9 protein-coding genes are annotated in these 14,951 nt (G+C 49.7%); 5 read left to right on the forward strand and 4 right to left on the reverse strand.

The features are described 5' to 3' along the window. Positions 1-165 precede the first annotated feature (165 nt). On the reverse strand, positions 166-1,731 hold the full coding sequence (locus JKP77_RS08265) for a tryptophan halogenase family protein (protein WP_218310711.1): 1,566 nt from the start codon (positions 1,729-1,731) through the stop codon (positions 166-168). 293 nt (positions 1,732-2,024) lie between these two features. Here JKP77_RS08265 and JKP77_RS08270 point away from each other — a divergent pair, with 293 nt between their 5' ends. Genes JKP77_RS08270 through JKP77_RS08280 form a run of 3 tightly spaced genes read left to right on the forward strand, consistent with a single transcriptional unit; the run spans position 2,025 to position 7,078 of the window. Then, positions 2,025-3,857 (forward strand): glycoside hydrolase family 13 protein, encoded by a 1,833-nt coding sequence (locus JKP77_RS08270; RefSeq protein WP_246601133.1) that lies wholly within the window; start codon positions 2,025-2,027, stop codon positions 3,855-3,857. A gap of 48 nt (positions 3,858-3,905) precedes the next feature. Then, the gene (locus JKP77_RS08275) at positions 3,906-5,387 is read left to right on the forward strand and encodes an MFS transporter (protein ID WP_218310713.1); all 1,482 of its coding nucleotides are present in this window, start codon (positions 3,906-3,908) and stop codon (positions 5,385-5,387) included. After that, a complete protein-coding gene (locus JKP77_RS08280; protein ID WP_218310714.1) occupies positions 5,387-7,078 on the forward strand; it encodes an alpha-amylase family glycosyl hydrolase in 1,692 nt (563 codons plus the stop codon). Before JKP77_RS08275 ends, JKP77_RS08280 begins: the two co-directional genes overlap by 1 nt. A 335-nt stretch (positions 7,079-7,413) precedes the next feature. Here JKP77_RS08280 and JKP77_RS08285 read toward each other — a convergent pair whose 3' ends face one another. Together JKP77_RS08285 and JKP77_RS08290 are read right to left on the reverse strand one after the other, a co-directional pair. After that, positions 7,414-7,959 (reverse strand): DUF4377 domain-containing protein, encoded by a 546-nt coding sequence (locus tag JKP77_RS08285; protein WP_218310715.1) that lies wholly within the window; start codon positions 7,957-7,959, stop codon positions 7,414-7,416. Positions 7,960-8,059: 100 nt separating this feature from the next. After that, the gene (locus JKP77_RS08290; RefSeq protein ID WP_218310716.1) at positions 8,060-9,088 is read right to left on the reverse strand and encodes a LacI family DNA-binding transcriptional regulator; all 1,029 of its coding nucleotides are present in this window, start codon (positions 9,086-9,088) and stop codon (positions 8,060-8,062) included. A gap of 235 nt (positions 9,089-9,323) precedes the next feature. Here JKP77_RS08290 and glnS point away from each other — a divergent pair, with 235 nt between their 5' ends. Continuing rightward, positions 9,324-10,991 carry a glutamine--tRNA ligase gene (gene glnS / locus JKP77_RS08295; protein ID WP_218310717.1) on the forward strand — a complete coding sequence of 556 codons (1,668 nt, stop codon included), beginning with the start codon at positions 9,324-9,326 and terminating at the stop codon, positions 10,989-10,991. A 171-nt stretch (positions 10,992-11,162) separates the two neighbouring features. Here the strand turns inward: glnS and JKP77_RS08300 are convergent, their stop codons facing one another. Then, positions 11,163-11,906 carry a YciK family oxidoreductase gene (locus tag JKP77_RS08300; RefSeq protein ID WP_218310718.1) on the reverse strand — a complete coding sequence of 248 codons (744 nt, stop codon included), beginning with the start codon at positions 11,904-11,906 and terminating at the stop codon, positions 11,163-11,165. Positions 11,907-12,233: 327 nt separating this feature from the next. On the opposite strand from JKP77_RS08300, the gene JKP77_RS08305 reads away from it, so the two are divergent. Then, a complete protein-coding gene (locus tag JKP77_RS08305) occupies positions 12,234-14,837 on the forward strand; it encodes a VolA/Pla-1 family phospholipase (protein ID WP_218310719.1) in 2,604 nt (867 codons plus the stop codon). The last annotated feature ends 114 nt before the right edge of the window (positions 14,838-14,951 follow it).

Here is a 14,951-nt window from a genome sequence, read left to right on the forward strand (position 1 = left end):
AAGAGGCGATTAAGTCTGTGGTCACTCAGCGAGACCTGAAGTATATAGTTGCCGGCAAGGTTTGCAGAAAATAGCCGTCGTTCTTGCTATGAACCCTTCCATAAAAGACCGCACTGAATGCCCACGCGCAGGTTGCGATCCCTTCGCGTTGTCACCGCGACTATTTCAGCAGGCAACCGGCCCGGCAGTTCCCATACGCTGCAATGCCTCACTGTGTGACACGAATGTCGCTCCCCATTTTTCAAGCAATGGGGTTATCGCTGTCAGTGAAGCATCTTTATCCAAGGCGGCGCTGATGGCCGGGTAGGCATCGTATCCGCTTAACAGGCAATACCAGGACACGGCTGAATAATAGTGACCAATCTGATTATCCTGTATGAACTGAACAAGGTTGCCACCATCGTTCCAGCATTGCAGCAGTGCCGTCAGCGTGTCTGAGCGTTTTGCCTCAGCTCGAACCGCATCCCAGTATTTTCCGGGCCGCTTAGACAGGACATAATGTGCGACGATGTAGTCGCGAATACCGTCAAAACGCCCGGCGATCCGGCTGTTAAATTCATTCCGATGCAGGGGAGTGTAGCTACCCGCTTCCCAGGCAGATAAAAACTGCTCTGTTGTTTCCTGAACCAGATGGAGCGCAGTAGCCTCCAGCGGCTCTATAAACCCCTGACTCAACCCGACGGCGAGGCAGTTTTTAGCCCAGCTGGAAGCGGCTCGACCTACTTTCATCGGAATGTGTCTGATATCGTCAGCGTTGCCCTGATTGCCTAACACCTCACTTAGCCGTGCTGCAGCATTATTTTTATTTTCAAATTGTGAGGAATAGACGTAGCCGTTTCCGGTGCGGTGAGTAAGGGGAATTTCCCACCGCCAGCCATTCTCCATCGCAACGGAACGCGTAGCCGGAACCGGATTTTCATGGCGAACTGAAGCGCAGGCGACAGCGGCATCGTTAAATAGCGCATCAGCATAGGATAGAAAACCAACTTCCAGCGTCTGTTGCAGTAACAGACTTCGAAACCCGGTGCAGTCGACAAAGAAATCCCCCGGGATCCGCTGACCATCGTCCAGCAACAAGGCGTCGATATCACCGCTTTGGTGCCGCGTAACCGTATTTACGGTTCCCCGAATGTGCTTAAGCCCTTGTTTTGTCGTGTGGTTTGCTAAAAGTGTGGCTAGCTTGGAGGCATCAAAGTGATAGGCATAGTTAAGCGGAATGGTCAGCGAACCCGTGCGCTGTAGAGGTGCTTTGTGATGGGTAGTCAGCCAGTTAGCCAGAAAGTAATCATCCGGAAGACAGGCAAGATTGATGCGTTGTCGTCGCCTTTCGCAAGCTTGCAAAAAGGCGCCTGCGGTATGCCTGTCCGGGGCACTTGGGAAAGGATGAAAATAGCCCGGGGCGTGGTCCGATTGCCAGCCTTCAAACCGAATACCATTTTTATATGTCGCATGACAATGCAGCATCCAGTCATCTTCGGCAATGCCTAACGTCGAGAACAGTTGTCGCAGGTGTGGTGTCGAGCCTTCCCCAACGCCAATGACCGGCACATTGTCTGACTCCACCAGCGTTATCTCCGTGTCTGTGCCTGTAAAATGGTGTTGGAACAAGCTGGCGGCAATCCAGCCAGCTGAACCACCTCCTGCAATCACAATGCGTCTTGTCATGGCAACTATCTCGTCGTTTTCTTCTTTTTTTGTGCGCACATTATGGGCAATTGCCGCCGATATCACACTAACCTGTTGCTGAATACGTATGCAGCAGGTTGGTTACCACGCGCGTCACAGGTAGTATCAGCTATCATCTTAACGTCCTGTTAACACCTGTAAAAGAAAAGTTCTCAGGCAAGGTTAATATCCGTGATGACCGGTAACAGGAATTATAGTATCTGGCGTCGTGAAACCGCCGGATCGTTGCCGGTAACATCGGTGCCAGGCGGCGTTGTCTGTTTATAGCTTGGTTGCTGCTACCTGAACACCCTATGGCGCGAAGCGGTTATCGGTGTCGTAAGAGGAGAAATCTGAAAATGTACAAATCAGGGCTACTATCGCTGCTTATTGCCAGCTTACCACTGCAGGCTGCTGAAGTTTCTCCTCCCAACTGGTGGGCCAATATGGCGCAACCTACCGTGGAGTTGATGATCCACGACCCCGGTATTGCCAATGCGGAGATCACCTTATCTCATCCCACCGCCCGGCTGCTTAAGTCGCAGACCCTGGACAGTGACAACTATGTGTTTCTTACACTGGACCTGAGTGATGTCAGCCCCGGACAGCTATCGTTTGATATCATTGCTGTTAATGGTGACAAAAAGGTACTTCAGTACACCATTAACGAGAGGCGCGAAAATTCAGCAATGCGGAAGGGATTCGGTCCTGAAGATGCTATCTATCTAATCACGCCTGATCGTTTTGCCAATGGCGACCCGGCAAACGACAGTGTCAAAGGTTACGTGGATACGCTAGCAAAAGATAACCGGGGCGGGCGTCATGGCGGCGATATTAAGGGCATGATGGATAACCTGCCTTATCTCAGTAATATGGGATTTACGCAAATCTGGACTATGCCTTTGCTGGAAAACGCCATGGACAGCTATTCCTATCATGGCTATTCCACCACCGATTATTACCAGATAGATCCGCGCTTTGGAACAAACTCTCTGTATCGGGCGTTCAGTGAAGAGGCAAAAAAATCCGGTATCGGCATCATCATGGATATGGTGCTTAATCATATTGGCAGTGAGCATGTCTGGATGAGCGATGCGCCGTCTGAGGACTGGATCCATCATGGACAAAACTTTGTCCAGACTACTCATTTCCGCGAGGCGCTTCATGATCCTCACGGTATCAAAGAAGATGCGGCGGCGTTTGCCGATGGCTGGTTTGTTCCTACCATGCCGGATCTGAATCAGTCTATCCCACACCTTGCCACTTATCTTATTCAAAATGCCATATGGTGGGTGGAATATGCCGATTTAAGCGGCATTCGGGTGGATACCTATTCGTACTCAGATAAAGCGTTTCTGTCTGCATGGACTACCAGGCTCATGCAGGAATATCCCAATTTAAATATTGTGGGGGAAGAATGGTCGGTGAATCCGCTGATCACGTCCTACTGGCAGGCGGGTTCCAGAAGACATGATGATTATGTCAGTGCACTGCCCAGTGTGATGGACTTTCCGCTACAGGCCACTCTGATACAGGCACTTAAAGATGATGAGAGCTGGTCAGGTGGATTACGCAGTCTGTACGAGATACTGGCTACCGATTTTGTATACGGCGATCCGTACAACCTGGTGGTGTTTGCAGACAACCATGACATGGATAGGGTGTTTACGCAGGTAAACGAGCAGCCTGCGCTATGGGATATGGCGATGACATACCTGCTGACCACGCGTGGTATCCCGCAGGTGTTTTATGGCACAGAAATTCTGATGAGTCATACCGGAAGTTCTGATCATGGCATTATCCGCAGTGACTTTCCCGGAGGCTGGCAGGGTGACGAGGTAAATGCGTTTACGGGTGTCGGATTGACTGACGAGCAAAAATGGGCGAAGCAGCGGATAAAAACATTGCTACACTTACGCCACGAGCAACCAGAGTGGTTTTCCGGCAAACTGACGCACTACACGCCACAGGATGGGGTATATGTCTATTTTCGTCATAATGCCGATTCACCCGAGACCAAATTAATGGTGGTACTGAATAAAAATAAGCAGCCGGCATCGTTAGATTTGGCGCGCTTCTCTGCGATGCTGAAGGGGCACTCTGCCATCACCCGGCTTTCAGGAGCTACGCAGGCCATGCCTGAAACGCTAACCGTGCCTGCCTTCGCCCCCAGTGTCTGGATTATCGACTAACCTTATGTTGTACCGTGGAAAAACCGACAACAATAACAAGAGAAAATTATGCAAGCACAACAACCACGTTTAAATTTCTGGCAGATATGGAATGTCAGCTTCGGCTTTCTGGGAGTGCAGTTCGGCTTTGCCCTGCAAAATGCCAATGTAAGCCGGATCCTATCGGATTTAGGTGCAGATCTGCATTCGCTGTCATTGTTCTGGCTGGTAGCGCCAATCATGGGGCTGATTGTTCAGCCCATTGTGGGCTCGGCATCTGATCGCACCTGGAACCGGCTGGGTCGTCGCCGTCCCTTTATTCTCGCAGGTGCCGTTGCAGCTGTGGTCGGTATGGTGTTGCTGCCTAACGCACCGATTTTTGTGGCGTTCATGGCTCCGATGATTATGGGTGCCATTATGGTGGCATTGATGGATGCCTCTTTTAATGTCTGTTTCCAACCTTTCCGTTCATTGGTTTCCGACATGGTACCCGCCGAGCAGCGTAACATTGGTTATTCGGTGCAGTCGCTGCTTATCAATATCGGTGCGGTGATAGGGTCGATTTTGCCGTTTGTACTGACCAATGTGGTCGGCCTTGAGAATACCGCTCAGCTTGGTGAAGTCGCGCCATCAGTTATGTGGGCATTTTATATTGGTGCAACCGTACTGTTAGGCACGGTCATTTGGACCGTGATCAGAACCAAAGAATACGCCCCGGAAGACTACTACCGGTATAAGGGCGTGCAACCAGAAGAGATTGAACAGGTTGAGGAAAAGCCACCACTGTCTGAGCGTTTCAAAGGCTTTATCGATCTGTGTGTAAAGATGCCATCCACCATGAAGCAACTGGCAGTTGTGCAGTTTTTCTCATGGTTTGCGTTATTCATTATGTGGGTATACACCACTCCAGCCATCACTCAGCATATCTGGAATGTTGACAAAAAATGGTTTGACCCGGCTTATATTGCCACCGTGCCAATGGTTCCCGAAACCATTGTTGCCGCTAAAGGTGCAGCCGGTGACTGGGTAGGGATCCTGTTCGCTGCGTATTCGGTATTTGCCGCAGTATTCTCTGTTTTCCTGGCGCGTCTGGCGGATAAATTTGGCCGTAAACTCATTTATGCAGGCTCGCTGGCACTAGGTGGTATTAGCTATGTCAGTTTCCTGATGTTCCAGGATCTGAACGCTGTCAACGTTAATCTTCTGATTACAGAAGTGACGGTACCTGCCGGCGCAGTTAACCTGTTATTGCCAATGGTGGGCATTGGTATCGCCTGGGCTGCTATTCTGGCGATGCCTTATGCGATGTTGGCGGGTGCACTTCCGCCTAACAAGACCGGCGTGTATATGGGAATTTTTAACTTTACGGTTGCGGCGCCGCAGATTGTATCCGGCCTGACCGCTGGCTGGATTTTAAGCTCGGTATTCGACAACGAAGCGAAATACATCATCGTAGTGGCAGGTGTCTCGATGCTGCTCGGAGCACTGGCGGTGTTCTTTGTGAAAGAGCCTGAACAGCTGCCACCCCCGGTTTTGGAAGGAGAAAAGTAATGCGCTTTATTCGCAGAACGGCGATTGCGACGGCAATTGCTATATCGATATCAGGTTGTGCAGCTACCCAGACTGACGACATTGTTAAGGCGAAACCTGAGTTCTATGGCACCACAGAACCTTTTACCTCCGAGGCGGTATATTTTGTTATGACCGACCGCTTTGTGGATGGCGATCCGAATAATAACTATGAGGAGCAGGGGGGCGATCACCCGACCTGGCAGCTTAGGTTGGACGGTCCGGATGGTAAGTATGCGAATGTCGGCTACATGGGTGGCGATTTACAGGGGGTGATAGACAATGCTGAATATATCAGCGATATGGGCTTTACCGCGGTATGGTTAACGCCATTGGTGGCTAACCCTGATCAGGCCTTTACCGGGGATGAACAAATCACTTACGGTGGCCAGTTTAAAGACGGTGGAAAAACCGGCTACCACGGATATTGGGCGACTAACTTTTATGAGCCTGATGAGCACTGGGTAAGCGAGTCGCTGACCGTTAAGCAATACACCGATAAAATGAGAAATGAGTTTGGTCTGAAGTCTGTATTCGACATAGTCGCGAATCACGGCACGCCAAGTTTTACCATGCCTGAGGATCAGCCCGGATATGGTGAAATTTATGATAAAGACGGTAATCTGGTGGCAGATCATCAGAATCTGCATCCTGAAGAGCTCTCGCCTGACACGAACCCATTGCACGCGTTTTTTCACGATTATCCTGATTTGGTGAAATTGTCTAACCTAGATGATACCAACCCGGATGTCAGGGATTATCTGATTAACAGCTATTTGTACTGGATAGAGCAGGGCGCGGACGCTTTCAGAATTGATACTATCCGTCACGTCCCCCATGCTTTCTGGCGTGAGGCGTCAGATCGCATCAGAGCGAAACACCCGGGCTTTTACATGTTTGGTGAGAGCTTCCAGTATGATGCCAATTTCATTGCGCAACATACTCTGCCGAAAAACGGGGGCATCAGCGTTCTGGACTTCCCCATGCAAAAAGCCATGTTAAGTGTATTCGAAAAGCCTGCTGAATCCGATTTTGCAGAAATGGAAGACGTGCTGTATTTGACGCACGGGCCATACAATAACCCGTACGATCTGACCACATTCTACGATAACCATGATATGCCAAGAATGAATGCGACAGATGAAGGCTTTATTAATGCGCATAACTGGTTATTTACCGTCAGGGGGATACCGGTGGTGTACCAGGGCTCCGAAATTGGGTTTATGCGCGGCACGGCAGAACATGCGGGTAACCGCAATTATCTGGGACAGGACAACATTGACAGCGCTCCGCAGAGTGACATTTACCAGTCTCTGAAAGCGATAGCGAATGTACGTAAACAGGTGCCTGCACTGCAGCGCGGACTGCAGGTGAATGTCAAATTGCAGGGCAATGAAGCGGTATTTTATCGCGTACTGCAGGATGAGAATACCGCGCAGACAGCGCTGGTACTGCTGAACAAGGGAGATGAACCGGCGACAATGTCAGTCAGCCAGTTTCTTCAGGAAGGACAGTGGCAGGAACAGTTATCTGGTAAATCGCTCACAATTGCTGAAGGAGATAGTCTGTCTTCAACCGTTAGCGCTAATGGGGTTCAGGTGTGGGTCCGTGAGGGGGAGGTCACAGCACCGTCTCTGATTGCCGCGATGACTGCACAGATGCAGGTACAATAGCCAGAGATGATGCTCAGGGTCATGTCGGTAAGAGGATCTGGCGCCACAACATGACAACACTCAATGAAAAGCCACTTCAGTATGTAAGTGGCTTTTTTATGCAATGCTGTAGTTCGGTTCAGCCCGAAGGGTAGTCATTTGCATGGCGGCTATCAGCATTGATACCGATGTTCAGACGATGGCCCGCGCATTTTAGCGGCAGGACACGACACCGATTTTCCGTGTTTTATCAAGCCATAAACGGTTCACAATGCCCGCTTAGTAAGCAGTGAAAAAAGAAGAAAGCAGGCAGCAGGCATGAAAACGTGAGCCCGAACGCATGGTGGGGTAACGTGTCAGAGCCAGCGTTCCAGTTGTATTTTCCCTTCACCAAGATAACGAAAAACCAGCTCATCAAGTATACCGCCTGAGCCGCTCATCGATACCAGGCTGTCACACTCAACCGCCTGTAAACAACTAAAAGGTTGACCTAAAAACGTGTAGTCTGTGCCATCTTTGGTGAAGGTGTTTTGTAATAGCTCAACATCAGAATAAAAATACAGAGTACCTGCAGTATCGACAGATTCAGAATCGACAGACAGTAGGGTGTATTCGCGATCACTGCCATCGGCAGGCGGGTTTTCTACTCTGGACACTTCTACCGTCAGGGAGTATTGATGACCCCACTGAAATTGAAAATCACGGATGTCCTCGTAAAAAGGAAAAAACGCCGTGAGATCGTTTTGGCCGGATGCTGACAGACACAATTGCTGTGAAACAGCTTCACAAACTACTTTGTGACTTTGGATACTCAACTGTCTTACCTCACTGGATTCATCGTCGCTGCTGCATGCGTTAAGTAACATTGCGGCCAGTAAGAGCGAGCCTGATTGCCTGAACATACCTCTTCCCTATTTCATGTTTATGGCAATCACTGTATACCTGGAAGTGCGATAAATATGTGTCAATTTGTTCTCAGAACAGACCACTCGGCGTCAGCGGTTACTCTGCACTGCCGCAGGATTGCCTGATAATCAACTCCGCTGGCATAAGATAATCTTCAACTGGCTTGTTGTTAATCGCATCCAACAGCGCATTTACCAGCAACTCGCCAGCCAGCTTTGTGTTTTGCTGAACGGTGGTCAGGCTCGGTGTTGTGAAAGCTGATACCGGAATATTGTCATAACCGACCACAGCAATATCTTCAGGTACGCGCAGGTCTGAATAACGCAAGGCTTTTAGTACGCCCATTGCGATAGAGTCTGATGCACAGACGACAGCGTCGGGAGGCGTCTGCATTTTCAACAGTGTCTGCATGGCCTCAACGCCGGCTTCTTCTGTGGAAATCGCATCGATACGTGGCGTATCTTCCTTTAGTACACCGGCTTTACTCAGTGCGTCGAGGTAACCCTGATGTCGCGCCATAAATTCCGGTGCATGCCCGCCAGCGTCGCCAACAAAAGCAAAGCGTTTGCGGCCGAGAGAGAGCAGGTGTCGGGTAATATCATAGCCCCCCTGATAATTGTCACAACCGATGCTAATGCCGGGGTGCTCCTCATCATGCGCGCCCCAGCGAACAAAGTGGGTACCTTGTTCTTCCAGCTGGCTTAGTTTCGTGCGGTAAGTGGTGTAATCACCATAACCCAGTAAAATAATGCCGTCTGCCTTGTTGGAGTCTTCATACTCAGCGTGCCAGTCGTCCTCTAAATTCTGGAAGGACACCAGTAAATCGTATCTGGCGCTCGCACAGGCGCGGGTAATACTTCCCAGCATGGACAGGAAAAACGGGTTTATCATCGAGTCGTCAGATGTGGGATCTTCAAAGAGCAACAGGGCTATAGTGCTGCTCTTCTGTTTACGTAAGTTGCTCGCGTTTTTATCGACTTTGTAATTCAGTTCTCTGGCGATGCGCTGAATACGTTCGCGGGTTTCTTTGTTAACCAGCGGGCTGTTACTGAGTGCGCGAGACACTGTAGATTGTGATACGCCCGCTTTGTGGGCGATATCAAACGATGTTGCTTTCTCTTTCATGAACACCAATTTCTATTACGACGAGCATGCGTCAATGTGTAAAGAGGTTACCATAGTTTTTTTCACAGTCAGTGTTTTTAGTCTGGAGTCGGGATAAAATGCGGTAATTCTAGCTATCTTGCTGCAAATTTAGACAAAAGCTTTTGAGACGAAAAGAAAACATGGTTGCGAGAGATCGGCTGATGTTATACTCGTTGCCTAATCGACTCACACAAAGAATAAGGGGAAACAGCGAATGGCCGAGACTGAACACCGTCCGACCAACTTCATTCGTCAAATAATCGATAAGGATCTGGCATCAGGTCTGCACGAGAGCATAAAAACGCGTTTCCCGCCAGAGCCAAACGGCTTTCTGCATATCGGTCACGCGAAGTCTATCTGCCTGAATTTTGGTATTGCAGAAGATTACCAGGGCTCCTGTAACTTGCGGTTTGATGATACCAACCCTGCAAAAGAAGACATCAGCTTCGTGAACTCTATCAAAGAAGACGTACACTGGCTGGGCTTTGAGTGGAACGGTGAAGCGCGCTACTCCTCTAATTATTTCGATCAATTACATGCCTTCGCCAATGAACTGATTGATAAAGGCCTGGCATACGTCGACTTTTCAACGCAGGAACAGATGCGCGAGATGCGCGGTACGCTGACGGAACCCGGCAAAAACAGCCCCTACCGTGATACCGACATAGAAACTAACCAGCGTGAATTTGCCAAAATGACAGCGGGCGAATACGGTGAAGGGCAGTGTAGTTTGCGTGCCAAAATCGATATGACGTCGCCGTTTATGTGCATGCGCGATCCGGTAATTTATCGGGTTAAACACGCGCACCATCACCAAACCGGTGACAAATGGTGTGTCTATCCTATGTATGATTTTACTCACTGTATTTCAGATGCGATTGAGGGGATCACGCATTCATTATGTACCCTTGAGTTTCAGGATAACCGCCGTCTTTATGACTGGGTAATTGAGAATATTTCCATCGACTGCACGCCTCGTCAGTATGAGTTCTCACGTCTTAATCTTGAATATACGGTGCTGAGCAAACGTCGCCTGATTCAGCTGGTCGATGAAAACCATGTCAGTGGGTGGGACGATCCGCGTATGCCGACTGTTGCGGGTTTGCGCCGTCGTGGCTATACCCCGGGGGCCGTGCGTGAGTTCTGCAAGCGGATTGGCGTCACAAAGATGGATAACATGGTCGAAATGTCCATGCTGGAAGCCTGTATTCGCGACGATTTGAACGTTAATGCTCCACGGGCGATGGCGGTGCTCGATCCTATCAAACTGGTCATTGAAAACCTTGCACAAGGTGAGTCAGAGCAATTAACTGCGCCTAATCATCCAAACGATGAATCGATGGGTACACGCACAATATCGTTTAGCCGGGAAATCTGGATTGAGGCGGAAGATTTTCGCGAGTCTGCCAATAAAAAATTCAAGCGTCTGGTGCTGGATAAAGAAGTGCGCCTGCGTAACGCCTATGTGGTGAAAGCGAATCGCGTTGAAAAAGATGAGCAGGGGAACGTCACAACCGTTTATTGTACTTACGATCCGGACACGCTGGGCAAAGATCCTGCTGATGGGCGTAAAGTCAAAGGCGTTATACACTGGGTGGATGCGGCTACCGCACAGGCAGCTGAATTCAGACTCTATGATCGTTTGTTTAACGTGCCGAATCCTGCTGCACAGGATGATTTTGTCGATGCGATTAACCCTGAATCTCTCCAGGTGAAAAAGGGATGGGTGGAAGCCGGCTTACATAATCATATCCCTGAAACTGGCGCATGGCAGTTTGAGCGAACGGGGTATTTCTGTGTCGATCCGGATACCACGGATACCCTGCCGGTATTCAATCAGACTGTTGGCTTGCGCGACACCTGGGCAAAAATCGGTGATTAATCGTTTCAATTGAGTACCCGATTAAAAAAAAGGCTGCAAACGCAGCCTTTTTTGTGTCCGCAGTTTTCAGACAAGCCGGTATGACATCACGTTACTTCACAACCGGCAATATGCTATCGCCGGTGTAAATTAGCGGTGGGGACACACCGTAGAGTCAGGCTCCGTTCCGGGCTACTTGGGCTGACAGTCCATGGATGCGCCATTCACCTCAGCACTTTCGTCGCCCATTAAGTACAAATACAGTGGCATAATATCTGAAGGCGTTTTCAGCGTTTCAGGGTTCTCTGCCGGGAAGGCACTGGCTCGCATTGATGTGCGGGTAGCACCCGGGTTTATGCAGTTGAAACGAACTGACTTATTTTTATATTCATCGGCAAGTACTTCCATCATGCCTTCGGTGGCGAATTTCGATACGGCATAGGTACCCCAGAAACTTCTGCCTTTGCGTCCAACACTTGAGGTTGTGAAGACTACCGACGCTGAAGGGGACTTTTCGAGCACCGGCAACAATGCCTGTGTCATGTACATGGCAGCATTCACGTTAATTTGCATTACTTCCTGCCACTCATCCACAGGGATATCTTTAAACACACTTAAATGACCCAGCACCGACGCATTGTGCAGGACACCATCAAGCTTACCGTACTGGTCGGCAATGGTGTCTGCCATCCCTTTATAATGCTCCGGAGTCGCTCCTTTGAGGTCCAGTGGAACGATAGACGGCTCTTTGCCACCGGCAGCCATGATGTCATCGTATACTTTTTCAAGCTTGCTGACTGTTCTGCCTAACAAGATGCATTCCGCACCATGCGCAGCGAAGGTTCTTGACGCTTCAGCACCAATGCCGTCACCAGCACCAGTAATTAAAATAACTTTACCTGCAAGTAAATCCTGGGGAGCCTGATAGTTATTCATGTAATCGGGTTTCCATATCTGTGGAAGAGTAGATAAGCGTACGCAAAACATAATGTCTGCGTGAATTACGCTGATGATACCCGGTGGTGATATGAAGTAAACCACAAGGGCAAAATAATCTGTGTTTGCAAAAAGACGCTTACAAATAGTTAACAAACCTTTGCAAAGTTCCAGCAAAGTCAATAAGATTGGGCTATATACAACTGGTCTAACATGTTTAAAACTATCCTGACATTGTGTTAACAACGGGATGTGGCCTGACCGGGAAACCAGTCTGGTCCGGGTTTTAAACACAGAATAACAACAAAGTTTTTGTAGGGAGAAAGAATGAGAAAACTCTTTATCAGTTCCAGTGTTGCCTTGGCGCTGGGTCTAGCAGGATGTGGTGGCTCAAACGAAACACTGGATGATATCCAGGCTGACACGCCTGTTCAAACACCCATTTCTCGTATTGTCTTTGATCCGGCCGCTGGAAATCTGAACGTACCTAACGATTTATTGATGCTGCCAGGTGATGACGGCTTCTTTGATTACACACTGAATATTCCTGTAGCGGATCCTACAGACTTTGGCGACCCACAAAACGCGTTAAACGTGCTTGATGGTTGGTCAACGCAGCATCCGTTTACAATTGATGTCAGTACGCCCGATGGCGTGACGTTGGATGCCTCCACGTTATCAGCCGGTATCCATATTTACGAGGCAACACTGGGTCTTGACCAGAGCGTGCCAGAGTGTGCAGCAATTGAAATTCCTTCTGCAGGTTGTTTGCTTGGCGACCAACTGCAATACGGCGTCGATTTTGTGCTGTCTCTGGTCGACGGTGATACCGTCAGTGTTGTACCACTGCGTCCGCTTAAATCTGGTCAGGGCCACATGCTGGTGATGACGACCGGGCTGAAAGACAGCTCTGGAAAGTCTGTTGAAGGTTCTACAACGTGGGACTTGGTCCGTCAGGACATTAATACCATGCCTTTGTCTTCAGATTCACAGTTACAGTTGCAGGGCATTGTTAACAGTTACCTTGGACCGTTGCTGAATGCAGGCTACGATCGCGAAGAAATCACGTACGTTTCTGCGTTCACCACGCAATCTGTTGGCGTGGCGTTAAATACTATCAAGCAGGTCATGGTAAGTGAGTTTGCTGCACGCGCCGCGGCGGGCGATCCGAATGCGGGCGAAGCACTTCCGGTTATTGTGGCGACAGATGCAGATGGTGCTCAGAATGTCATGGAAACCCTGGGTTTGGTTGACGACGCAACGCTGGCTGGCGCAATTCAGCAGGGTATTGCCAGTCTTCCTCCTGAAGCTGAACCATTGATTCCTTTAATTGAAGCGACGGATTTCAGTGCGTTACAAACTTGTGGTGGCCTGTTGGGCACGGCATCGGGTGCGATGGCATCGATGTGGGGCGACGTAAATGGCTTTGCGGTTCAGGTATCTACCGGAATTTTAGGCCAGGTAGGTCCTTTCTGCGCAGCGCAGCGCTACGAAGCTACGGTGTCTTTGCCTTACTTCCTGGGTGTACCCAGCGCCGAGAATCCATTGGCGCCAGTCAATCAGTTCTGGAAAGCCGCCTGTGACAGTGGGATCGTGTTAGCGGGTGCTCCTGATGAGGTGCTTGCCGCTGCTACGCCGGGTCCGAATAATGAGATGTGCTCTAACTTTGGTCTTGCTGACTTACGTGTAAATGGCGAAATGCTCGACAGTGCCAGAAACATCACGAAGTTCAACCCGTTCCCGCAACCTCAGGGTGGCAATATGGGTGATGAGACGCTTGATGTTCAGATTACTGTTCCGGACGTAGCCGTTGCTACCGGGCTGGGATTCCCTATTACCAAGCCTGACGCTGGCTGGCCGGTAGTGATTCTGGCTCACGGTATCACCAGCAAAAAAGAAGACATGCTGGCTATAACTGGCACGCTGGCGCTAGCAGGTATTGCGTCTGTCGCTATTGATCAGCCACTACACGGTAGCCGTGGGTTTGATCTGGATGGCGACGGCACTGACGATATCAATGCCACTACGGTCAGCGCAACGCACTATATGAATCTGGGTAGTCTGCCAACGGCGCGTGATAACCTGCGTCAAAGCGTATCGGATTTGCTTGGCTTGCGTTTAGGTCTTAATGCGGTCGTTGATGCAACCAGTACTCAGGCAGTGGACTTTAATCTGTCTCGAGTTTCCTTTATGGGGGTCTCGCTGGGTGCTATTACCGGCGCTGATTTTACTGCAGTGGCAAACACAACGATGGGTGAGCAGCTGGGTGCACTGGACGGTATGTATGCCGTGAATGCAGCATCGCTTGAGTCTCCTGGTGGTGGTTTATCGCAGTATCTTATTGAATCGCCGACCTTCGGTCCTTTGATCAAAGGCTTGTTACTGTCTCAGGCTTCACCTGATTTCCAGGCGTTGCTGATGCAATTGTATGAGACTACAGATGTAACAGAAGCGCAGTTAGTGGCAGCAGTATCAGCATTTTTCGATGCACTGGATGCCCAGCAGACCGCAGAGGTGAATGCTATCTTTAATGAGTTTGCTTTTGCCGCACAAACTGCGCTTGATTCAGGCGATCCTAATAACTACGCAACTACTTTGGCTGCAACCACGCCAGTACACATGATGACTGTTGTTGGTGACGGTGGTGAGAACCTGCCTGACCAGGTAATTCCTGTGACAACGGCGTTGCCACTGTCAGGCCAAGCTGGTTTTGCTGGTGTGCTTGGTCTTGAGCAAGTCTCCTCAACCGTTGAGCCTACTGGTGAGACGGTAAGCGGATGGGTGCAGTTCCTTGAAGGTGCACATGCTTCAAGCCTGAATCCGGCACCAAGTGCTGCGGCGACGGAAGAAATGCAGCGTGAAGTCGCCGGCTATATTGCCAGCGAAGCCATGATGTTGCCAATTACCAACGAAAGTGTTGTTGCTAACTAACAACCGATAACACCAAATAAAAAGCCGGACCCATGTCCTAATGCCGATCAGTTAAGATTATTTTGATGATCGGTTGACCGATCTTTTCAAGGCTTCAAAATCCGATATCAGTCT

This window comes from Alteromonas antoniana (genome assembly GCF_019249295.1).
Lineage (GTDB): Bacteria > Pseudomonadota > Gammaproteobacteria > Enterobacterales > Alteromonadaceae > Alteromonas > Alteromonas antoniana.